This is a genomic window from Shewanella nanhaiensis, from assembly GCF_019457885.1.
In the GTDB taxonomy this organism is placed as follows: Bacteria; Pseudomonadota; Gammaproteobacteria; order Enterobacterales; family Shewanellaceae; genus Shewanella; species Shewanella nanhaiensis.
In genome coordinates, this window is sequence record NZ_JAHZST010000001.1 from 532,969 (window position 1) to 557,335 (window position 24,367).

General features: G+C 44.8%; 17 protein-coding genes. 2 read left to right on the plus strand and 15 right to left on the minus strand.

The window, feature by feature from the left end; translation table 11 throughout:
* Positions 1–107 precede the first annotated feature (107 nt).
* Entirely contained in the window at positions 108–2,240 is a 2,133-nt protein-coding gene (locus K0625_RS02120; protein WP_220108143.1) for a CapA family protein, read from the minus strand.
* Between the two features lie 255 nt (positions 2,241–2,495).
* On the opposite strand from K0625_RS02120, the gene K0625_RS02125 reads away from it, so the two are divergent.
* Positions 2,496–3,623, plus strand: coding sequence for a patatin-like phospholipase family protein (locus K0625_RS02125; RefSeq protein ID WP_220108144.1), 1,128 nt, complete (start codon positions 2,496–2,498; stop codon positions 3,621–3,623).
* 17 nt (positions 3,624–3,640) lie between these two features.
* Here the strand turns inward: K0625_RS02125 and K0625_RS02130 are convergent, their stop codons facing one another.
* The 3 genes from K0625_RS02130 to K0625_RS02140 all read right to left on the minus strand — a co-directional run bounded on the left by K0625_RS02130 (position 3,641) and on the right by K0625_RS02140 (position 8,370).
* Positions 3,641–4,393 carry an SGNH/GDSL hydrolase family protein gene (locus tag K0625_RS02130; RefSeq protein ID WP_220108145.1) on the minus strand — a complete coding sequence of 251 codons (753 nt, stop codon included), beginning with the start codon at positions 4,391–4,393 and terminating at the stop codon, positions 3,641–3,643.
* Between the two features lie 73 nt (positions 4,394–4,466).
* Complete coding sequence (locus K0625_RS02135; protein WP_220108146.1) at positions 4,467–6,302, minus strand: DUF885 domain-containing protein; 1,836 nt, start codon at positions 6,300–6,302, stop codon at positions 4,467–4,469.
* A 106-nt stretch (positions 6,303–6,408) separates the two neighbouring features.
* Positions 6,409–8,370, minus strand: coding sequence for a monovalent cation:proton antiporter family protein (locus K0625_RS02140; protein WP_220108147.1), 1,962 nt, complete (start codon positions 8,368–8,370; stop codon positions 6,409–6,411).
* A 183-nt stretch (positions 8,371–8,553) separates the two neighbouring features.
* Between K0625_RS02140 and dgcS the strand changes: the two genes are divergently transcribed.
* A complete protein-coding gene (gene dgcS, locus K0625_RS02145) occupies positions 8,554–9,435 on the plus strand; it encodes a diguanylate cyclase DgcS (RefSeq protein WP_220108148.1) in 882 nt (293 codons plus the stop codon).
* Between the two features lie 18 nt (positions 9,436–9,453).
* Here the strand turns inward: dgcS and tilS are convergent, their stop codons facing one another.
* The 11 genes from tilS to ispC all read right to left on the minus strand — a co-directional run bounded on the left by tilS (position 9,454) and on the right by ispC (position 24,365).
* Complete coding sequence (gene tilS / locus K0625_RS02150; protein ID WP_220108149.1) at positions 9,454–10,848, minus strand: tRNA lysidine(34) synthetase TilS; 1,395 nt, start codon at positions 10,846–10,848, stop codon at positions 9,454–9,456.
* A 2-nt stretch (positions 10,849–10,850) separates the two neighbouring features.
* Complete coding sequence (dnaE, locus tag K0625_RS02155; RefSeq protein WP_220108150.1) at positions 10,851–14,324, minus strand: DNA polymerase III subunit alpha; 3,474 nt, start codon at positions 14,322–14,324, stop codon at positions 10,851–10,853.
* A gap of 108 nt (positions 14,325–14,432) precedes the next feature.
* Complete coding sequence (gene rnhB, locus K0625_RS02160) at positions 14,433–15,074, minus strand: ribonuclease HII (protein WP_220108151.1); 642 nt, start codon at positions 15,072–15,074, stop codon at positions 14,433–14,435.
* Positions 15,075–15,076: 2 nt separating this feature from the next.
* The gene (gene lpxB / locus K0625_RS02165; protein WP_220108152.1) at positions 15,077–16,231 is read right to left on the minus strand and encodes a lipid-A-disaccharide synthase; all 1,155 of its coding nucleotides are present in this window, start codon (positions 16,229–16,231) and stop codon (positions 15,077–15,079) included.
* A gap of 167 nt (positions 16,232–16,398) precedes the next feature.
* The gene (gene lpxA / locus K0625_RS02170) at positions 16,399–17,166 is read right to left on the minus strand and encodes an acyl-ACP--UDP-N-acetylglucosamine O-acyltransferase (protein WP_220108153.1); all 768 of its coding nucleotides are present in this window, start codon (positions 17,164–17,166) and stop codon (positions 16,399–16,401) included.
* Positions 17,163–17,621, minus strand: coding sequence for a 3-hydroxyacyl-ACP dehydratase FabZ (gene fabZ, locus K0625_RS02175; RefSeq protein ID WP_220108154.1), 459 nt, complete (start codon positions 17,619–17,621; stop codon positions 17,163–17,165). The genes lpxA and fabZ overlap by 4 nt, the downstream gene beginning before the upstream one ends.
* Positions 17,622–17,650: 29 nt before the next feature.
* Positions 17,651–18,676, minus strand: a complete 1,026-nt coding sequence (gene lpxD / locus K0625_RS02180; RefSeq protein WP_220108155.1) for a UDP-3-O-(3-hydroxymyristoyl)glucosamine N-acyltransferase — start codon at positions 18,674–18,676, stop codon at positions 17,651–17,653.
* 19 nt (positions 18,677–18,695) lie between these two features.
* A complete protein-coding gene (locus tag K0625_RS02185; protein WP_041418226.1) occupies positions 18,696–19,190 on the minus strand; it encodes an OmpH/Skp family outer membrane protein in 495 nt (164 codons plus the stop codon).
* A gap of 67 nt (positions 19,191–19,257) precedes the next feature.
* Positions 19,258–21,741, minus strand: a complete 2,484-nt coding sequence (gene bamA, locus K0625_RS02190) for an outer membrane protein assembly factor BamA (RefSeq protein WP_220108156.1) — start codon at positions 21,739–21,741, stop codon at positions 19,258–19,260.
* 31 nt (positions 21,742–21,772) lie between these two features.
* Positions 21,773–23,158, minus strand: a complete 1,386-nt coding sequence (gene rseP / locus K0625_RS02195; protein ID WP_220108157.1) for a sigma E protease regulator RseP — start codon at positions 23,156–23,158, stop codon at positions 21,773–21,775.
* A gap of 19 nt (positions 23,159–23,177) precedes the next feature.
* Positions 23,178–24,365, minus strand: coding sequence for a 1-deoxy-D-xylulose-5-phosphate reductoisomerase (gene ispC / locus K0625_RS02200; RefSeq protein WP_220108158.1), 1,188 nt, complete (start codon positions 24,363–24,365; stop codon positions 23,178–23,180).
* Between the last annotated feature and the right edge of the window lie 2 nt (positions 24,366–24,367).

The window sequence follows — 24,367 nt, forward strand, 5'->3', positions numbered from 1 at the left end:
TTAGTTTAGTTACAAATAGATACCTATCATTTCGATTCAAACTAAAGCGGCTAGGCGATATAATGCTCACCTAGCCGCTTTGTATTCCATTAATAAAACTACCAACACTAATTAAAATTCAATACCACTGGCCGCAACGGTGCTTTATTGAAACCAATCACACTGGCTTGCGTCTCACCAAAATGAAAGCCGTTAGGCTCTGAATTACTGCTATAAGCACTTTGCCACTCGACTAAAGAGAAATCATCAAACGCTATGGTTTGCGCCTGTGCTTGACTATCTTGATGTGTTGGCACGACCTCGACTAATACTCGGTAGCTTTTATAACCAATTCTTGGAGAGTTAAAGTCTGCAATAATGGTTTGCCAGCCTCCCTTACCCGATACGTTCACGGACTGGATCAGCTGTTTTTCACTGTTCTCAAAAGCATCAAAAAGTTTTTGACGCGTTTTACGCCCTTGCCAATAAAAGTTCAGTGTCACTGGTGTCGCCGTATTAACCTGAGTGTGTACCGTCATCGGTGAGCTAGGGTTATAAACACGCCTAAAGTGCTTCATGCCTAACCAGGCTCTATTTTCAACTGTTAGCTCAAGGCTAGAATTACCATTGAGCCCACTCCTCTTTTTACTCTCATCGACATCTAATCGATAGCTTTTAGCATCAATCAGCCAAGTGCGGTCGCTGCTATCGAAATCAGTATAGTGTTCAAAGTCGCTACCATTGATAAGATTCACCCCAAGTCGATACTGCAGCAGCTCATCCTCCATCACAACGTCAGTGAGCCTGTCCCCCCAATGTGAAGTGCTCAGGCTCAATAGCCGACTACTACCACTATGCTGAACTGTTTTACTGTACTGCGCTTTTAACTCCCTTTTATTATCGGACTCGATAACCCCATGTCCTCCAGATCCCTTGATATAAGTATTTCGCTTTGCTGAAAGCTCAGATAAACGTTTCATCACGTAATATCGTTGTAAACCGATAGCTGGGGTGGGTTTGTAGCCTTTAAGATAGATGGGAACAACCTCAGCACGGTGAAACTCTCCCTCATCAAGCCATACATACAAGATAAAACTGAGTTGTGTCGAATTGAAGTTTTGATCGAATATAAAATTACCCATGGAGTAAGCAATCAAGTGGTTTTGGTATAACTCTAGCCCTTGAGCAACATGGGGATGATGGGCTATAGCAAGCGATGCCCCAGCATCAATCGCAGATTTCAGTCTCTGCTCTGTCACCCCAGTAGGCTCGTTTTTATACTCTAAACTCCCATGGTATTGCACCACAGTATGACGGCTCGCATTCATCTCACGCTTCACGGTTGAGACGATATTCTCTAAGCTACCATATGCGGCGCCGCCATGATCTGCTGTCGCCGCTTGACCGATCTTCGCACCGCCTTCCCATCCGACATAGCCCAGCATCGAAAATGGCTGACCATTGATTATTTCTCTATGGGCTTTTAATGCATCACAGGATGTTTTTCCCGCGCCAGAATAGCCTAACGAACTTTGTGAAAGGTATTTTAGTGTTGAATCCAGCCCAGATCCCAAATAATCATAAGTGTGATTATTACCTAAGGTCACATAGTCAACTCCAGCCCAAGAAAGTGCTGATAACAACGCAGGTTGACTAAAGAAAACCACCGACTTTTTAGCTTTCTTCTCTGGCGTCTCAGTCGCAATTTGAGTCTCAAGATTAACCGCAGTAAGGTCTGCTAAGCTCAGATATGGCTTTATCTGCTCCACGACTATTCGACTGTCATCTAACAGACTCTTATCATGAAGCTGCACAGGATCATCAAAGTAAGGTTTAAAAAAACGTCTGCCCATCATGACATCGCCGCCAAACGCTAACATGACACGACCAGCTCTTTTCTCTGTCAACTTGATGGTCGGGATAGTGCCATCATTTTGCACCAACTCCCTCAGACTAAAAGAGTGAATAGAGGGGTAAAAACCTTGGCTATCGAGTGTTAACTGAAACAAAGATTCAGGCTGATTGATAGTAAAACGCCCATCCAAATCAGTGATCACGCTGTGGGAAGGAGGCAATCTATTTGTACTTGTCCTACTTAAGCCCTGCACTTCAATAACAACGCCTTTAATGGGCCGAGAGGCATCATCGAGTACTCTGCCTTGCACTGAGATCACCTCACTCAGTGCTGGCAGGCTAAACAGCACAATGAAAAGAAAAAAACAAATCTGGCTATTCTTTTTATGGGTAGCGTTAATCGACATAGGAGTTAACAATTACGTTGTTATTATTAACTTTTACCATAAAAGAATTAACACGTTACCGCCAGCGTTCTCCATTCCATTCTAGGCTTAAGGCATACCCTAAGGTTATGAACCACTCTTGAGGAGGCACTGAAAAATAACCTCCTATCACTATTTTAATCATCACAATTAAGCGACTTCGAATAATCCCCTTGATTTGAAATTCGATATTAGCTTTACTAACTGTAAAGAAAGAATAATTTTAATGGAGTTATGGTGCCAGATAAAACAGCATTAGTTCTTGGTGGTGGTGGTGCGCGTGCGGCCTATCAAATAGGTGTACTCAAGGCCATCGTCCAGTTCTACCCCAGAAATCATGGCATCCCTTTTAAAATAATCTGCGGCACCTCTGCTGGTGCAATCAATGGCACCTCTATTGCTACTCATGCCTCCTGTTTTCATCTAGGTGTTCGAAAACTAGAATGGGTCTGGCGTAACTTTCGCACCGAAAAAATCTACAGTGCTTCCATGTCTGGAGTATTAAAGCATTTAGGCAAGATGCTATTGATGAGTATGCAAGATGACAAGGTTAATACCAATGCCGGTAGCCTATTTAACAGTGAGCCTTTAAGGGGCTTACTAAATGAGCTGATTAATTTTGCCCGCATCGACAGAAATATTGGCAGTGGTGCGCTCAGTGCCCTAAGTATCGATACCTCTTGTTATAACAGTGCCCGCTCTGTCACCTTCTTTCAGGGCAGTCATGATATAGCCCAGTGGCATAGAGACAGACGAAGTGGTCAACGAACCCAACTCAATACCGATCACTTGCTGGCCAGCTCAGCCATTCCACTGGTCTTTCCCTCGGTGAAGCTAAACCAAGGTTATTACGGCGATGGCTCTGTACATCAACTCGCCCCCTTAAGCAGCCCTATTCATCTTGGGGCAAAGAAATTATTTGTAATAAACCTTGAGAGTCCTCATAAGCAGTTGCCTCAGGAACTGGAACATCATCCAAAAACGGCCACTATCGCGGGTCATCTACTGGACACCATCTTTTCAGATACTCTTAACAGCGATCTGGAAAGGCTAGAGCGGATAAATAATACCCTCTCTTTAATCCCAGAGGAGGATACCAAGAAACTGCCATTAACTCAGATCCAAACTTTGGTGATCAAACCCAGCGAAGACTTAAGTAAACTGGCATCTCGTTATTATAACGAGATGCCCTTCGCGGTTAAGTCGATGCTCAGGCCTATCGGTATTAACCAACAAACTGATTCAAGTATTGTCTCCTACCTATTATTCGAAAAATCATACTGCTCCGCGTTAATCGACTTAGGGTATCAAGATGCCATGTGCCAAATCGATGAGATTAGAGATTTCTTTGAGATAGAGCAGTAACTCAAACTGCTCTCATTTTACGCCACGCTGTTTAACTTTATCTGTTTATCAATCACTCTAGCAGCACTGCTTCCCCATAACTGATACAGGGACTCATCGGGGTGAAAACCATCAGCGGCCATGGCGCTAACCTCCACGCTCTTGCTTGAATACGGGTCTCGTTTAGGAACATAAATACTCAGGTCCACCAGCCCACAACACTCATCTTGCTCAACATATGCTGTCAAAGCACGATTAAATTCCTGAGCTCTTCTACCTAAAAACCAGCGTAAAGGTTGAGGTAACAAGGGAAACCTCTCCATTGGAGGCACCGAAGTGAACCAGACTTGTTTCGCTCCAAACTCATGGTGTAGCACTTGAGTCAATTGGCCAAGTTGCCCCTGCCATTTTGACGCGCTCAATGGAGTCAGCACATCATTGACTCCTAACGAGAGCAGTACCACATCGAACTTATCCCCTTTCACTTTACTAAGGTGCTGAATTAGATCGTGAGTATTGCTGCCAGATTTGGCAATAAGAGCCCAAGTAACACAGTGTTCTTTAGCCAGTTCACGAGTTAAATAGCCTGTTAGTGCTCTCTCTTGGTTATCGACGCCCACGCCAGCAGCTGCAGAATCACCTGCAATCAATACCTTTAGCTTCTCCCCTTTACCGATACTCCCAGCTCGCTCTCCAGCCGCCTCTGGTAGCACCAAGCTGGTTCGACGTACATAAAGCCCCTGTAAAGCCAACAAAGGCGCCAGCAGCAGTAAAACTAGATAATGGGACATAAGGCTCCTTTAACGAAAAAAGCAAAGCACTAGAGAGTAAACTAGGCTTTGCTTTATGATGCTAACTAGGGATTTAAACTCGGCTTACTGCACTTCCCTGGGCAATATATTTATCAACCAAGCGCTCCAAAATATCCAGAGGAACAGGACCGTTCTTTAAGACCACATCATGGAAATCTTTAAGGTTAAACCTTTCACCCAATGCTAACTTAGCCTTTTCACGCAAAGCTAAGATTTTCATCATCCCCACCTTGTAAGAGGTAGCTTGGCCCGGCATCACAATATAACGCTCAATTTCAGAAATAACGTCTGTCTCCGCCATTCCAGTATTGAGTTTCATATACTCAATAGCCTGCTCCCTAGTCCAACGTTTCTCATGGATCCCAGTATCGACGACTAAACGTACACCTCGGAAAAGTTCAGCCTGCAGGCGGCCGATATTATCGAAAGGATCATCCTGAAAACCTAACTCCCAAGCCACTTGTTCAGAGTAGAGCGCCCACCCTTCAGTGTATGCAGTAAAAGGCGCCATCTTGCGGATAAAGGGCATCCCTTCCAGCTCCATCGCCACCGCTACCTGAAAGTGATGACCGGGAATAGCTTCATGATAAGCCAAGGTTCGCATACCGTATTTAGGCGTTGCTTTAATATCGTAAAGATTGGCAAAGAATCGACCAGGACGGCTACCATCAATAGCTGGCTGCTGATAATAAGCACCTGGGGCAGTTTTCTCCTTAAACTCAGGAATACGTACCACCTCCATACCGGCTTTAGGTCGGATCCTGAAAGCATCATCGAGTCCGGCATTGATCTCATCAAGGATCTTTTGGTAATCAACTAATATCTGCGCTCGCCCCTCATCACTATCTTCATAGTAGAATTTAGGATCTGCAGCTAACGTTTCGATTGCTTGAGAAAAACCAGCCGAAGTATCAAACCCTTCTTCCTTGAGAATGGCCATGATCTCACCTTGAATACGCGCGACCTCAGACAGACCCATTTGATGGATCTCATCGGCACTATAATCGGTTGTGGTAAAAAAGTTCAGTGAGAGTTGATAGGCTTTATCACCATTTGGCAAGCGCCATAAACCATCATCACTGCCAGCCTTATCGGCTATACCAGCAAAGTAATCGATAAATAACCCGTATGCCGGGTAGACGTACTCTCGAATATTCTCTTCGGCCTGAGCTAACAGCTCGGCTTGCTCCTTAATCGGGATCTCTTTAGCCTCAGCAAGTTTAGTTTCCAATGAGGTATAGAGAATATTTTCATTGATTGGCGTTTCGACAAACTCTGTCATCTCAGTAAGTACACGGTCGATAACAAAACGAGGTGGGATTATCCCATTTTGCTCTCTGAGCCTTAACCCTAATAGATTCTGCTCAAACTTGAGTTTTACTTTCTCTAATCTGGAAAGGTAGTTTTCAGCATCTTCAACGGTTTCTACTCTATGTTGTGCTTCCATAAAGCTAGGGTAACCATTTTGCACGCCAAACAGCTGATTCACTGGATAGTTATGATAGCGATATGCTTTAGCTTGCGAAGAAAAATCTAACAGATATAGGGCTATCTCTTTCGATAATAGTTGGTTTTCATCTAACCCTGAATCTTCATAGCTCAGTAAAGTTTCATGTATGGTATCGAGCTGAGCAAATAGCTCATCTCCCTTCTCAGGCCTATCATCATCTAATTCAGCATTGTGACCCTTAATACCTACCGACTCCAGAAATCCCAGTGACGTTAATGTTTCTGGGCTATCAAATGCGATTTTAATTAAGGTACGATCTAAAAATGCACGAAAGAAAAACGGCTTTTTAGCATACCACTCATGTGCAGCCAGTGCCGAGCCGCTGAGCAGCAAAATTAGCAGGCCCAAACCAGTATATTTTAGTATTTTTTTAAACATGACATTCCCTGTTACTCATTTTATCGCAACTAGGCTAACACCATATCCAACTTGTTAACAGGGTGTAACACCAGCGAAAAGTAACAAGATATTGAAAATGAATTGTCTACCCCTGCAGGAGGTAATGCTCCGCTTTCTCTATTCGACGTGGTTTTCCAAGCAAAATAAGCGTATCGGCAGAACGAATTTTCCAATCCATTTCAGGTTTTTCTATCTCAGCGCCGCAACGTCTTACCGCTCGAAGCTCAACCCTGAGTTTATCCCAAGGGATCTCTCCAAGTGTGAGCCCTACAGCATGTGCGCCTTTAGGAAGCGCCACGGCATGAAGATGCTCTAAGGTAATATCGGTTTCAGAGCCGGAGAAGAAACCATGAAGGTACTGATAGTGGTTACGGCGTTCAAACTCAAGCCTTTTTAAAATACGGGTTAAAGGCACGCCGCACTGATAGAGTACTTGAGACACCAACATCAAACTTCCCTCTAAACTCTCAGGAATAACCTGGCTGGCTCCCGCAGCTTCAAGCTCCTCAAGGTTACTATCATCACGTGTTCTCACTAAAATTTTTGCATCAGGGGCAAGGTAGCGACACAGAGGCAACACCTCTTCAAGGATCCGGCTATCACTAAAAGTTAAGACAATAAGCTTCGCCTCTTTGATTCTGGCTTGCTTTAAGATACTGCGCTTACACACATCACCAAAATAGACAGGCTCCCCCGCCTTTCTCGCCTCTGAAACCCGAGTCGGGTCCAGATCTATCACCAGAAAAGGCACAGCTTCTGTCTTCATAAACCGCGCAATAGTCTGACCAACACGGCCATAACCTAAGATCAAAACCAAATCTTTTTCATGATCTTCATCATGCTCAATACTAGGCACAATCAAGGGCGCCTCAATCTCTTTTGGCCTAACCCCCTGCATAACTCGAGCAATATCGACGCTATGGCGTACCAGCCAAGGAGCAAGCGCCATTGAGAGCACGGCCACCATCACAAGCTTAGTGCTTAACACGATATCTAAAAGGTGGTAATTCACTGCCAAAGCCAACACAACAAAACTAAATTCACCCACCTGCGCTAAGGTCAACGCGGTGGATACAGATGTTCTAAAGGATTCACGGGCAAAACGTAGCAGAGCAAAAATCACCCAAGCCTTACCTAAAATAACCGCAAACAGCAGGATTAAGATCTCTCCCCAATAATCGACCACCAAAGAGAAGTCCAGTAGCATACCTATGGAGATAAAAAAGAGGCCCATTAGCAGATCCCTAAAGGGACGAATATCCGCTTCAAGTTGGCCTTTATACTGACTCTCCCCCAGAAGCATACCAGCCAAAAATGCCCCCAGCGCCATCGAAAGGCCTAACCATTGAGTCAAAGCGCCAGTTAAGAGTGCCACCACTAAGGTTGAGAGCATAAAGAGTTCGTTTGAGCGAGAGCGGGCCACCTCATCAAACATTCTCGGTAATCCCCATTTACCAAATGCCATTAAGGCCGCAAAGATTAGGCCGCCTTCAGCCATCGCCCAAGCAACATTCTTAAAAGAGAGCACATCTTCACCGGAGGCCAACAAGGGGAGTAAAATGAGCAACGGCACCACGGCTAAGTCTTGAAATAGCAGAACACTGACAGAGAGCTCGCCATGTCTGCGCCTTAACCAGCCCTGCTCATTGAGCAGCTTCAACACAATTGCCGTCGATGACAAGGCGATCGCTGAGCCCACAACAACGGACTCAACAATGGTCAATGAGCTAAGCAGGGCAATACAGGTTGCTAGTGCAGCGGTTATCACCACTTGCGCACTACCTAAGCCAAATACGGTTCGCCTCATGGCCCACAGTCTGGGCAGAGAGAACTCAAGCCCAAGGCTAAACATAAGCAAAACCACACCTAGCTCCGCCACTGAGTGCATCTGCTGCTGGCTAAACCAGTTGAATCCCGAAGGCCCGCTGATGACGCCAGTGAGTAGATAAGCCAAGATAGCGGGCAAACCTGCACGTCTTAATATGGCGATGGAGATGATGGCAATCACAAGCATCATTAAAACTTGGATAAGAAAGCTATGTTCCATGCTAAGAATTCTCCCAGTCAAAAAAGTGACTAACCGATTTACCTACCGACACCTGAAAGATTAACTGAATGACAAATAAAGACAAATTTAATTAACAAATATTTAGGCACGTATATTGCTTGTATTTCTTCATTGTAGAGGATTTATTATTTAAACAAGTCCGCGAAATATGGAGTGCAAATTATGGACTTTGGCTTAGCAGCAGAGTTTTCACCGGAAGAGTATCGATATCAACCTGAAATATATCAGGTGAATGATCCCGAACCTGATTTGGTGAAAATAATTCAACACTTACATGAAAGTTTAGATCCTAGGACAGTTTTTGCCTGCTTCGGCAAGATAATGGGACAATACTTGCCCATTGATGGCGTACAGATGACCTTTAAACGCCACCAATTTAACTGGGGAAGGACTCTGGGGATCAAGGTTACTCAGCAGCTCGCTTTTTCAGGAGAGGCAGCAAACTTAACTTATTCGCTGAAAAGTCCATTAACCCCCTCTCAATCCCAGCGATTACAGACAATGCAAACCTTGGTCTTGTTGCCACTGTTTAATGCTATCCAGTTTCAAGATATATCACAAAAAGCCATGTATGACTCTTTGACTCAGCTTGGTAATCGACATTATTATGCCGAAAGCTTAAAAAAGGCCATTGCTACCTCTAGCCGACATGATAATCCCCTCTCTATTGTTATATTAGACTTGGATAACTTTAAAAAACTCAATGACAGTTACGGGCACGTACTAGGTGACGAGGTTCTCTCTGAGTTTGGCCAACTGCTCACTTCGGCGATCAGAGATACAGATCAAGCCTTTCGTGTCGGTGGCGATGAGTTTGTGGTGATTGTCAGGGGGGATGTTAAAGCAGCCAGTGTTCTTTGCGAGCGAGTTTTAGCCTCCATCTCAAACCATAGCCTATTTGAGAAATATCAGGCGATGACCAGTTTAGGGGTTTCACAATGGCAACAAGATGAGACCGCAACTGATGTTTATGAGCGCGCAGATAAAGCACTATATCGAGCAAAAGCCGCTGGTCGACGATGCTTTAAAGTCGATGACATTTAAATCGGCTCACGCTCGTTATTAGATGGCTACCGAGAAACGTAAACCAGTTTCATGTTCTGCAGATTGAAAAGAGTGCTCAACCCAATAACCGACAGCGCAGACAAGCTTCTCATTATAAAAAATAAGTGGAACTCGCTCCCTCTCCCAGGGCGGTACCCCATACTCCTGCCAAAGTTTTTTAAGCTCTCTCCCCTTTTGTCTATTATGTGGATGGCAACGCATACTACCAACAGCAGAGAAACGAACCGATACCTTTTCCTCAATAGATGGCTGACGAACTCTCTCCTCCCCATCAGCTTCAATCACTTCTACTCTGATATTGGGTGAGAGCGGAATATTAATCTCTTGAATTAAGTGAATATCACGCTCTAGTCTTAGCTCAACTGTTGAGAGTGTTCTTGGCTTATAAGACTCCTGCCTAAATGAGCTTAGGTAAGCTTTCTCTCTAAACCTGCGCACCAACATATCGGCGATTCTCACTTCAAGGTTAGCATCAGGCTTAGCAGTCAATAACTGAGACAATAACTGTTCAAGCTGTACTTGAGAGACAGGAGCAAAGCCAGAGCTCTCAATATACCCCCTAAGCAACAATGCCTGCCAATTGGGAGTTTGATGACCTAATAACTCCAGATTTAATGCCGTTCCTTCGCCGTGTGGAACCTGCTCAATGAAGTTAGGTAAGCGAGCACTTACCTCATCATCAATAACTGCTTGTTGTTGAGCGCAAAGGGCTGCACTACGGCTTGCCGTCGTTGCAATCGCGCTCCATCTAGATTTAAGTTTAGGGATGATCTGCAGACGTAAAAAGTTCCTGTCATACTTATCATCAGTATTACTCTCATCTTCGATATGAGGCAGAGATAGACTCGAAGCCTTAGCTTCTATCTGTTCACGGCTGACACTCAGTAAGGGGCGGAGCAGTTGCTTATCTCCATCGAACACCTGCAATGTGCCCATTGCTGACAAGCCTTTAGGCCCAAGCCCACGCTTTAATGCTAGCAGGACTGTCTCTAATTGGTCATCTAAGTGATGCGCAGTTAACAATACATCTCCAGTATCCATAAACGATGTAATCGCCTTATAACGCGCGCGACGAGCTTCTGCTTCAATGCTAAGTCTAGGACCTGTTTCTACCTGTACCTGAACAACCTCGATCGGTAGTTGATAATCTGAAGCTTGCTTCTGACAATGTGTTACCCAAGCATCGGCATTACTACTAAGCCCATGGTGAACATGCACTAACAGATAACGAAACTCTGGGTGCGATTTAGCATATGAGGACAGACCTTGGGCCAATACTTCTGAGTCAACACCTCCGCTGTAAGCCAGCACTAACTTAGCACCAATATGACTCTTCGCAGACTTGATACTCTCTTCAATCAAGGCCGATGTGTTAAAACTAGGTTCAGTCATGATTAAAACAGGATCCTGACTTTACCCGCACCGGTTAATGTTTCCAGCGCTAACATCAGCTCATCCGTTGGATTAACTCGCCAGCTATCCCCTAGCTTAAACTGGGCTTTAGCCTGAGGTTGGCTATAGTTCACCATGATAGGTACCGCACCATTTTTCCAAGGTTCAATCGCCCCCTGAAACTGATCAAGCCAATCGGTAGATATGGCCTGACTCTCGATATCAACCTCAACGGCGCTGGCAAAGTGACTCCGCGCTTCACCCATATCGATAATATTTCTGGCGGTCATGCGGTTACCACCAGCAAAATCGTCGAAACTGACCTCGCCTTCGATAATGAGGATCCTATCTTTCTCCAAAAGATGGTTAAACTTTTCAAACGCTTCGGTAAATAACATCACCTCAAGGCGCGCACTCTTATCATCTAAGGTCACAAGTCCCATCTTTGAGCCGCGCTTAGTCATCATAACGCGGGTAGCAACAACGAGACCTGCCGCCTTCATGGTTTTACCACGCTCTGTCGGATGTATATCTTTAAGACGGCATGAGGTGTAGTGCTTTAACTCTTTGAGATACTGATTGATCGGGTGACCAGTCAGATATAAGCCTAACGTCTCTCTCTCCCCCTCAAGCCAAACTTTATCAGGCCAAGGCGTGCACTCTACGAACTGCTGTTTTACATCCTCTGGATCTGAATTTAACAAGCCAAACATATCATGTTGACCTATCGCTTCCGCTTTGGCATTTTGATCCGCTGCACGTATGGCCTCAGGCAAAGTGGCCATCATCGCCGCACGATGAGGACCTAAGGTATCTAATGCGCCAGCACAGATGAGCTTCTCCATAATGCGCTTATTGAGTTTTTTCAGATCGACACGAGCACAAAAGTCGAACAGATCTTTGAAGGGGCCATCTTTTCGGGCAGCAAGAATAGAATCAACCGGCCCCTCACCCACACCTTTAATCGCACCGATACCGTAAACAATATTGCCTTCGTCATCGACGTTAAACTTAAGTAAGCCCTTATTCACATCTGGCGGAAGAAGTGGCATCTCCATCCTCTCACACTCATCGACTAAGATAACTATTTTGTCAGTGTTATCCATATCTGCCGACATCACCGCAGCCATAAACTCAGCAGGATAATGGGTCTTTAACCACAGCGTTTGATAGGACACCAATGCGTATGCAGCCGAATGTGATTTGTTAAAACCGTAACCTGCAAACTTCTCTACCAGATCGAAAATTTTCATCGACAATGGGCCATCGACACCATTATTGATAGAGCCCTCTTCGAAGGTGCCACGCTGTTTCGCCATCTCTTCCGGCTTTTTCTTACCCATAGCACGACGGAGCATATCCGCGCCGCCCAAGGTATAACCAGCAAGAACCTGCGCAATCTGCATCACCTGCTCTTGATAGAGAATAATGCCATAGGTTGGCTCGAGCACCCACTGAAGAGACTCGTGTTGATACTCAGAATCTGGGTATGAGACCGCCTCTCGGCCATGCTTACGCTCGATAAAGTTATCTACCATCCCCGATTGCAGTGGGCCTGGTCTAAACAGCGCTACCAGTGCGATCATATCTTCAAAGCAATCTGGCTGTAGACGTTTAATCAGATCTTTCATCCCTCGGGATTCCAGCTGAAATACTGCCGTGGTTTCGTATCGTTGTAACAGTCTAAAGCTCGCTGGGTCATCAAGGGGAATCGACTCAATACGAACTCGCTCCTCCCCAAGCTTATCTTTCTTGGCATTGACCATCTGCAATGCCCAATCGACAATCGTCAGGGTTCGCAGACCTAGGAAGTCAAACTTAACCAAACCAGCGGTCTCGACATCGTTCTTATCAAACTGAGTAACCGGGTTTTGCCCCTCTGCATCACAGTAAATTGGCGCAAAGTCAGTAATTGTTGTCGGCGAGATAACCACACCACCCGCGTGCTTACCTGCGTTACGTGTCACACCTTCAAGGATGCGGCACATATCGATAAGGTCTTTCACCTCTTCATCGGCGTCATAAGACTCCTGCAGTGCAGGCTCAACCTCAAACGCCTTGGCTAAGGTCATGCCTGGTTCTGCTGGCACCATTTTAGAGATCCGATCGACAAAACCATAGGGGTGACCGAGCACACGTCCTACATCTCGAATAACCGCTTTCGCTGCCATGGTACCGAAGGTGATAATTTGCGACACCGCGTCGCGACCATACAGCTCAGCAACGTGATCGATCACCTCATCTCGTCTATCCATGCAGAAATCGATATCGAAATCCGGCATAGAGACACGCTCAGGGTTAAGGAATCGTTCGAAAAGAAGCTCATACTCCAATGGATCAAGATCGGTAATTTTAAGGGCATAAGCCACTAACGAGCCCGCACCAGAGCCTCGACCTGGGCCGATAGGGATATCATTATCCTTACCCCACTGAATAAACTCCATTACAATCAAAAAGTAACCAGGAAATCCCATCTGGTTAATCACTTTTAGTTCAACATCAAGACGCTCATCATATTTAGGGCGTTTTTCAGCTCTGACTTCGGGATCAGGAAAAAGAAACTCAAGACGCTCTTCAAGTCCCTTCTCAGAAACCTCAACTAAGAAGTCCTCAATGGTAAGCTCACCAGTTGGGAAGTTAGGCAGGAAGTACTCGCCTAATCTTACTGTTACGTTACAACGTTTAGCTATCTCAACGGTATTTTCGATCGCCTCTGGAATGTCTTCAAACAGCTCACACATCTGCTCGCTGCTTTTAAAATACTGCTCCGCACTGTATTTTTTAGGGCGGCGGGGATCGGCTAACGTAAAGCCATCAGAGATGGCTACGCGGATCTCATGGGCTTCAAACAGTTCTGGGGTATTGAATACAACTTGGTTAGTGGCAACGACTGGCAGACCTTTGACCTCTGCAAGTTCGACTGCCATATGCAGATAACGCTCCTCATCTGGACGTCCTGTACGCAGTAACTCAAGATAATATCTATCGGGGAAGTGGGTCTGATAAAACTCGACCAATGATTCAACCTGAGGCAGGTTTCCTTTTAATAGAGCCTGACCTATATCTCCTTGGCGGCCACCAGACAGGAGAATTATCCCCTCAGAATACTTTGCTAGCCACTCATGATCGATAACGGCTCTGTCATCAATATGCCCCCTAAGGTAAGCGTCACTGATCAACAAGGTTAAATTCTTATAACCCTCATTATTCATCGCTAACACAGTGACGGCACAAAGGTTCTTATCAAAACCGGGAACCTTTACCCAGAAGTCTGAACCAATAAGCGGTTTAATCCCTGCCCCATGACACGCTTCATAGAACTTTACCAGACCACACAAGTTTGTTTGATCTGTCAGCGCAACGGCTGGCATACCAAGTTCTGATACTTTAGCGATAATTGGCTTAACTTTCGCCAATCCATCTGACATCGAGAAATCGCTGTGGACACGTAAATGGACAAAACTGGGATCAGACATATTTTTTAAATACTTAATATTATAAAGATGGAAGTGACAGCTTATGAAAGATTAACAGAGTCAAACAGACCAAGCCAGAGTGATAGGCTGAAGAGATAGCATGCAAATTTAGCTCTTAGCTAATCGCTCTTTTACTGGCCGAAAACTCTTTCTATGCTCAGGCAATACCCCGTGTAACTCAAGCGCCTCAAAATGCGCCTTGGTCGGATAGCCTTTATGCTTTGCAAAACCATATTGTGGATACTCCATATCCAGTAGTTCCATCTCTCTGTCACGTATGACCTTAGCAACAATCGACGCGGCACTAATCGCTGAGATTAAACCATCACCTTTTACCACCGCATGAGCTTCAATCCTCTCTTCTGTCTCCTCACCATGATAGAAAGCAGGCGTACGGTTACCATCAACCAACACAGACAGAGGTTTAATCTCTAGTCCTGCCACTGCCCGCTGCATCGCTAGCATAGTTGCATGTAAAATGTTGAGCTCATCTATCTCATCAGGCGTGGCATGACCCACATTGATGCAAAGTGCTTTTTCATGTATTTCAGCAAATAGCAATTCACGTTTTTTTTCAGTTAACTTCTTAGAATCATTCAATCCAGTAATCGGATTATTAGGATCTAAAATGACAGCGGCAGTGACAACATTTCCCACAAGAGGTCCACGGCCAACTTCATCAACGCCAGCGTGGAGAACACTAGATAAGCTCTCTACCTGCTCAGGGGTAATACCTTTAAATACAGCCATTATCAGCTTTTCTCACTATTAATCAGTTCAGCCACGGCATCGGCAGCCCGCTCACTGGCGTTACATCTTAACTGCTCATGCAACTTAATAAACTTCTCCTTTAGGGGAGCAAAGTCTCTATCAAGCTGTTCACAAACAGAGTTCGCTATCAACTCAGGGGTGCAGTTTTCTTGAATAAGCTCAGTCACTAGATCATCACCGGCCAGTAAATTAGGCAGAGAGTACTTATCTATCTGCATCATGCGCTTGGCAATGCTATAGGTCATGGCATTAACACGATATGCCACTACCATAGGACGCTTCACCAGCATAGCTTCAAGCGTTGCAGTGCCTGAGGCTAATAAAATACAGTCAGCAGCGGCCATCACCTCACGTGACTGACCCTCAACCAGTGTGATCTCAAGGTTGGGAGCATAAAGCTTTAATGCTTCCTCAAACTGCTCACGCCGCTTAGCGTTAACAAGGGGGGTCACAAAGTGAATATCTGGGTATCGCTGCTTAATGATTGACGCCGCTTTAACAAAGGGCTCGGCGAGCTGCTTAAGCTCACCGCCCCTTGAACCAGGAAGAAGAGCCAAATACTCAAGTTCAGGGTCAAGTCCAAGCAGTTGACGGGCAGCGCTCTTATCACTGCTCATTGGAATGTCGTCGGCTAAGGTGTGACCCACAAAAGTACAAGGGACATCATGTCTATCGTAAAACGCTTTCTCAAATGGCAACAAGGACAAAACCATATTGGTCGCTTTGGCTATCTTGAAGATGCGTTTAGGACGCCAAGCCCAGACTGACGGGCTGACATAGTGAACTGTTTTGATCCCACGATCTTTTAACTTTAACTCTAAGCCAATATTAAAATCCGGCGCATCGATACCGATAAAGCAGTCAGGCTTTATGGCACAGATCTCATCGATTAATGTTTTACGCACCTTCAATAGTCTAGGTAGGCGAGCGAGCACCTCAACAATTCCCATCACAGCAAGCTCTTCAAAGGAGAAGAGAGACTCAAAGCCCAAAGCGTCCATTTTGGGGCCGCCAATACCAATAAAGCGAGCGTTAGGGTACTGTTTCTTTAGCGCCTTTATCAGACCAGCACCTAATATATCTCCGGAGAGCTCTCCGGCAACCATGGCAAATGTAGGGGGTATAGGTTCACTCATAGGATCAAATCTTAGGTTACATTAAAAAAGAAGGTTAATACTAATCGACATCAGCACAGACTAAAATTAATTGTCGCGAACAGACTTATTATACCAATCATAAATAGCTATAAAACAGAGAGCCCGTCTATTAACGGGCTCATCGATAGTGCTATTTGTTGCTAGTGTTAGCGAATAATGCCACGACTAGAGCTAGTTACAAAGTCGATTAACAGCTTAACTTGCTCATCATCAGACTCTTCAGCCAAAGCGGCTACCGCCTCTTCAACTGTGTGCCCCTTACGATAAAGGGTCTTGTACGCTCTTCTAACCGCCATCTGACTCTCTTTAGAGAAGCCGCGACGCTTCATTCCTTCACTGTTCAAGCCACGAGGAATGCCTGGCTGACCAGATGCCATCACAAATGGAGGGACATCTTGCAAGATAAGCGAATAGCCGGCTGTAAAGGCATGTGCACCGATATGAACAAACTGGTGTACACCAGTTAGACCACCTAAAATAGCCCAGTCGCCTACATGTACATGGCCAGCAATAGAGGCGTTATTAGACATGATCACATTGTTGCCAACAACACAGTCATGGGCGATATGAACATAGGCCATAAACAGGTTGTTTGAGCCTATGCGAGTCTCACCTTTATCTTGGGTAGTACCACGGTGGATCGTCACAGATTCACGAATGATATTATTATCACCCATAATTAGACGTGTCGGCTCACCAGCGTACTTTTTGTCTTGGCAATCTTCACCCACAGAGGCAAATTGAAATATTTTATTGCCCTTACCAATAACCGTTGGCCCCTTCACGACTACGTGAGAGCTTAACCAACAATCATCACCGATTTCAACATCTGCACCGATATAGGTCCAAGGGCCGATAGTGACATTGTTACCAATTTTGGCATCAGGGTGAATATACGCTAATTTATCTATCACTTGCTGATCTCTCTACGAGCACACATGATCTCTGCCGAGCAAACTAGCTCACCATCAACCTTAACCTCACCAGTGAACACCCCTATCCCTCGGCGCTCTTTGACCATCTTAACTTCAAAATGAAGCTGATCGCCAGGCTCAACAACACGCTTAAAACGAGCCTTGTCGATACCAGCAAAATAATAGAGAGAGTTGTCAGACACCTCTTTCATGGTCTTATAAGCTAAAAGACCCGTCGCTTGTGCCATCGCTTCTAAGATAAGTACACCAGGCATCACAGGTTGAACCGGGAAATGTCCCTGGAAAAAAGGTTCATTGATAGTGACATTTTTGATCGCATGTAGCGTCTCACCAGGTGTGTAATCCAACACTCGATCAATCAATAGAAACGGGTATCTATGGGGCAAAAAGCTCATGATCTCTTTGATATCCATAGTATTTAATTGTTCTGACACTAAATATTCCTCAAACTGCGTATAAGCAGTTAATCCTCTGTTTGAACACTTTTCTCAAGTTTCTTAACTCGTTGAAATAGTTCATCTAACTGTTTAAATCTAACTGTATTTTTACGCCATAATTTATTTGGCATAGCGACACTTGTTGAGGTGTAAACACCAGGCTCACGGATCACGCTAGTGACATTAGTACCACCGGAAACATGGGTACCATCGGCGAGCGTTAGATGGCCAGCAACCGCACTATTTCCGCCTATAATACAGTATTTTCCAATCTTAGTGCTGCCTGCAATAGTAGAATTACCCGCTATCGCAACATTTTCACCAATAATATCGTTGTGAGCTATCTGTACTTGGTTATCAAGGATAACACCATCGTGGATCTCTGTGTGCTCAATCGCGCCGCGATCGACAGTAGTACTGGCGCCTATCTCAACTCGGTTACCGATACGAACACCACCAGTTTGTGGAATTTTGATCCACTGACCACGTTCATTCGCATAACCAAAGCCATCAGAGCCAAGCACTGCACCTGAATGAATAATACAATCTTGTCCAAGGTGAACATTGTGGTAGATAGTCACATTAGCCCAAAGGCGGGTGCCAGCTCCTAAAATAGACGCTTGACCGATAACACAACCAGGGCCTACCTGAACGTTTTCACCTAAGATAACATTCTCGCCAATCACCGCATTAGCGCCAATAGCCACACCCTCACCTAAGCTTGCACTCGGGTGAATGACTGCAGATGCGTCGATACCAACTGCTGACTTAGGGGTAGTGTCTAATAGTTGAGCGACTCTGGCAAAGCCCACATAGGGATCATTCAGAACCAGAGCATTGCCACTAAAGCCATCAAGTGCTTTTGGTGAGATCAACACCGCGCTCGCTTGAGTCGTTTCAAGCTGAGCGCGATATTTAGGGTTCGCTAAAAAAGAGAGCTGCCCTTGGGCAGCATTTTCCAGTGTCGCGACACTGGAAATAACCAGTGTCTCATCACCTTGAATCTCAGCGTCGAGAGCTTCTGCAAGCTCTCTTAACGTGTAGCTATTCATCAATAATTAGCCTTTGTTGTTAACCTTTGCTTAGAGCATCAACAACTTTATTGCTAATGTCAGCAGTTGGCTTAACATAGATCACAGCGCCACGTTGTAGCACCATGTCATAACTCTCTTTCTCAGCAATTTTGTTAATAGCTTGCTGAACCTTAACTAATAGCTTGTTCTGCTCTTCACCTTGGCGACGACGCATATCTTCATCCAGCGCCTTACCTTTAAGTTGAAGCTCAGACTTCATTGACTCCATTTTACGAACCATCTCAGTTTTCTGAGTCTCGCTCATCAAGGCACCGTCACGTTGTTGCTTCTCTAGCATACCGCGCAGATCTTCCTGCATCTTTTGTACGCTAGCAACACGATCGCCAAACTCAGTTTTCAGAGTTTTACTTACCTGCTCGCGCTGGGGTAACTGTTCGAAAACGGCTTGCATATCAACAACTGCAATCTTCTCTGCCTGTGCAGCTAAAGGGGCTGCTAGTAGAACCAAAACCGTCATCGCGCGATTAAACATTTTCATCAAAAATACTCCTTGTATTCAGCAAAACTTGCCGAGATATCTTTATTTAATTAGTTAGAATTTAGAAAGTTTTACCAATATTAAATGAGAAGATCTCAGTTTGATCATCCTCATACTCTTTAAGTGGCCATGCAAGGCTAAACACCATAGGTCCCATCGGTGACAACCATTGTACACTCATACCCCATGAGGCACGGATCCGAGCCGGATCAGAGTAATCCTCTAGCTTATCAAATTCATGAGCCGGAAGGTATCTATATGAATCATAATCAAACTCAGTATCCCAAACGTTACCAGCATCAAGGAAGAAACTAGTACGAACTGAGTTGGTATATGCTTCATCTAAGAAAGGCGTTGGTACTATCATCTCGATACTGGCAGTAGCTATCGCATTACCACCGATAGAGCGACCAGAGCTAACCTGAATTTGGTTAGGATCCCCTGGTAAGTAACAACCATCACCCGATGGATCCGGTGAGCAAGGCTCTAAACCACGAGTCAAATAGAATGAACGTGGCCCCACTGAGTTAGACTTAAATCCACGCAGTGAGCTACTACCACCTGAGTAATAGTTTTCCCAGAATGGTAAGATCTGATCGTTATCTTCAAACTGACCATAACCGTTACCGTAACCCAAGCGTGCTTTAGTTAATAGCACAAAGCTGTGATTTCGAGTGATTGGGAAATAGAAACTAGTATCCAAATCAGCTTTAAAATATTGCAGATCTGAACCTGGAACAGTCATTTTAGTACTTAAACGCTGTGATGAACCATCCGACGGGAAAGTGCCTCGGTTTAGCGTACTACGGTACCAGCCCAAATTTGCTTCAAAGTTATCAAAAGAGAGAGATGCATTAGGATCGTCACTATCACGATAGATGTTATAGAAACGCAGTGCCTGCTCATAAGCGGAAATTTCAGAAATTTCGTTATGACGGTAGCCTAAACCACCATTGATACGGTTATATTCGTTTATCGGGAAACCTGAGTTAACCGCAATACCGTATGAGCTGTTTTTATAAGCTTCTAGGTTTGCTTCATCTGCATCAAACTCGTTCCAGTAAATACTTCCACCTAAACTCACCCCATCTTTAGTAAAGTAGGGATCGGTGAAAGAGAGATTAACGTTCTTAGAGTACTTGTTGGTATTTAAGTTAATACCTGCCTGATTACCTGTGCCTAAGAAGTTACTCTGCTGCACACCAAACTGCAGGCTCATGCCAGACTCTGTGCCGTAACCGATACCCGCATTAAAGGAACCTGAGGGCTGCTCTTTTACATTAAACGCCACATCAACCAGATCATCAGTACCTGGAACCTGTACGGTTTCAGTATCAACCGTTTCAAAATAACCAAGTCGATTCAAACGAGCTTTAGACTGCTCAACTTGAGCTGAATTTAACCAAGCACCTTCCATCTGACGAAGCTCGCGTCGCATCACCTCATCTTTGGTTATCTGGTTACCCGAAAAGTTAATGCTACGAACATAAACCCGTTTACCTGGCTTGATGTTAACGTTCAGACTGACCTCTTTGGTCTCATCATTAATTTCAGGAAAAGTTTTCACTTCAGGATAAGCGTAACCAAAACGACCAAGATACTTGCCATACATCTCTTCGGCAAAGGTCACATCAGCGCCATTGTAGGTATCTCCAGCCTTAATCGGAAGGATCGCCTCCATCAATTTCTCACGCCCCATCAAGTCGCCAGTTAGGTTCACCTCTTTAACCTTATACGGCTCACCTTCATTGACGTTAATCGTGATGTAAAGCCCTTTACGGTCAGGCGTCATGGTGACTTGTGTAGAGGTCACATCAAAGCGAATGTAGCCACGGTTGTGGTAGAAAGATTTGACAGTTTCAAGATCGGCTTGCAGTTTCTGCTTCTGGTAACGACGCTCACCAAACAGATCCCACCATGCCACAAAGTCTTTAAGCTCAAGCATGCCAGTCAGTTCTGCATCACTGAAGACCTCATTACCAACAAAGTTAATCTGCTTAATTTCAGCCGCTAAACCTTCGGTAAAGTTGAATTTCAACTCAACACGATTACGAGGTAAATTAATAACTTGAGCTTCTACCTTGGCACCATACTTACCAACACCATAGTAAAAATCTTGTAGGCTTTTCTCGATACCAGACAGCATAGTGCGATCGAGCGCTTCACCGGTTTTCACTCCGGATCCATCTAAGCTCTCCTGCAGCTGCTCATCTTTAATATCTTTATTGCCTTCGAAAGTAACGGCGCTGATTGTCGGCCTCTCTTTGACCGTAACAACCAACACCCCGCCATCCCGGCTCACTTCAATATGTTCGAAGTTTGTGGAGGCGTACAAGCTTTTGATCGCTTGACGAAGTTTAAGTTCATCAACAGTATCACCAACCTTGACTGGAATTGTCAGTAAGGCTGCACCAAGAGCTACACGCTGTAGACCTTGCACTTGAATATCTGTGACTTCAAAAGGCTGGAATGTGTCTGCCCAACCGTTCCCTGATAAAGACGCACCGACTAATACCATCGAGGCAAAAAGTTTATTCAATCTCATAGAGCACTTCTAATTATATGTGTGTCCTTGCTCAGAGTCGGGAGAAATCATTGAAAAGCGCAATGCTCATCAACATTAGCAGCATAGCTGCCCCAAATCTGAATCCAATTTCCTGAACCTTTTCCGGTACAGGCCTGCCTGTGATCACTTCAACGAAGTAATATAACAGATGTCCCCCATCAAGCACTGGTAAAGGTAATAAATTGATAATACCTAAGTTAACGCTGATTAACGCGAGGAAACCTAAAAAATAAACCAATCCATAGTTAGCACTACTACCCGCACCTTGTGCAATGGATATTGGTCCACTTAAATTTTTCACCGAAACGTCGCCGGAGATCAACTTGCCAATCATCTTAAAGCTGACATCGACAAGTTGCCATGTTTTATCTGCTGCTACCGCAAAAGATTCGATAAAACCGTATTCCAACTGAAGTTTCATATTCTCAGGCCAAGCAGCTTGAGTTGGAGCGATTCCTATCACTCCCTCGACTTGGCCCTGAGCGCCTTTTCTTTCATGGGGGGTAACGATAAATTTAAGCTGCTCGCCACCACGTCTCACCATTAACTCTACGGGTTTATTTGCTGAAGACTTTATCACCTCAACAAACCCATCCCAACTCTGATAAGGCTCGCCATTCATGGAGACTAAACTGTCACCCACTTCAATACCCGCTGCGGCTGCAGCACCATCTGGACTAACAAGACCCAATACCGGTGTAATAGCGGGCCTATAGATGCCCAAACCTAATGAGGTAATTGGCGACTCTTTATCTGGGTCAAACTGCCAGTTTTTAGTATCTAATGTGTAGGTTTTACCTAAATTTAACGGGGTTGAATCGTTAACCTCACTGTTTTGGCTCATGGGTCTAAGCGTCAACGCTATCTCAGGATCACCAATATGCCCAACTAAGGCATAAGTAACCTCTTCCCAATTTCTCACCGTTTTTCCACCCACAGAGGTTATCTGCATCGGCTCTTGCACCTGAATCAGTTCAGCAGGTGTATTCTCTGTGGTGGTATCTATAACAGGTTTGATTGATGGGACACCAATCAAGTACATAAAGTACAAAGCGATAATAGCGAAAATAAAGTTAGCTAGCGGCCCTGCGGCAACAATGGCTATACGCTGCCACACTGATTTGCGATTAAATGCCTGTTCTTTAAGCTCTTCAGGAACCTCATCGACTCGCTCATCAAGCATCTTAACATAGCCACCAAGCGGGATAAGCGCGATGACATACTCAGTGCCATCTTTACCCACTTTACGCCAAATCGCCTTACCGAAACCGATAGAGAAACGCTCGACCTTAACTCCACAGCGCCTAGCAACCCAAAAATGGCCATACTCATGTGCAGTAATTAATATACCTAACGCAATGATAAAGGAACCTAAGTTCCATAAAAAATCGATCATTCCCTTCCTCAGAGATCAGTTAAATCTTATTTACCCATTCTGAAGCATAGGCACGAGTCTGTACATCTAATGCTAAAATGTCATCAATACTGTTTAGTGCTTGTTTTGCAACCTGACTTAAACAGGTTTCATTCACTTTAGCAATATCGGTAAACTTAATTTTATTATCTAAAAACGCAGCAACTGAGATTTCATTGGCTGCATTTAATATTGTGGTGGCTTCCTGTCCTTGATTACAAGCATCGATGGCTAATGCCAAACAGGGAAAACGAGTAAAGTCAGGTTCTAAGAAGCTTAACTGTCCGACTTTGAAAAAGTCTAAAGGTTCAACTCCAGAGTTAATTCTTTGTGGATAGGACATACAATGTGCAATCGGTGTACGCATATCCGGGTTGCCTAATTGAGCGATAACAGAGCCGTCACGGTACTGAACCATCGAGTGGATAACACTTTGAGGGTGGATCACTACTTTCAATTGTTCTACCGATGCATTAAATAACCAGCGCGCCTCAATATACTCAAGACCCTTATTCATCATACTGGCTGAATCAACAGAGATCTTGCGCCCCATGGACCAATTAGGATGTTTACAAGCCTGAGCAGGTGTCATCTGAGGCAATGAGCTTAACGGTGATGTCAAGAACGGCCCTCCAGATCCAGTAAGCAGGATATGCGAGATCCCAGCTCCATCTAAATCACAGAAACCGATCTCTTGCTGTACTGACTCAGGAAGTGCTTGAAAAATGGCATTATGTTCACTGTCAACAGGTAGCACTTGAGCACCAGACTTTTTCATCTCTTCAATAAAGAGACGACCAGACATCACCAATGACTCTTTATTTGCCAAGAGCACACGTTTACCCGCTTTAACCGCAGCTAACGTAGGCACTAATCCTGCCGCTCCAACAATCGCAGCCATCACAGTGTCTACAGAGCTTGAAGTCACAATACCTTCAAGCTGTGACTCCCCTGTTGTTACCTCTATCTTTAAACTTGGTGACAGACGTGCTTGCAAAGATTTTGCAGCCTGCTCATCGACCATATGCGCGACTTTGGGTCTGTGCTGCTCGCACAGAGCCATCATCTTATCAACATTCGTATTAGCGACTAAGGCGTAAACTGAATATGTTTCAGGGTTACTGGCAATAACGCTGAGCGTGCTAGCGCCTATGGAGCCAGTCGCCCCCAAAATCACCATGCTTTGCATAA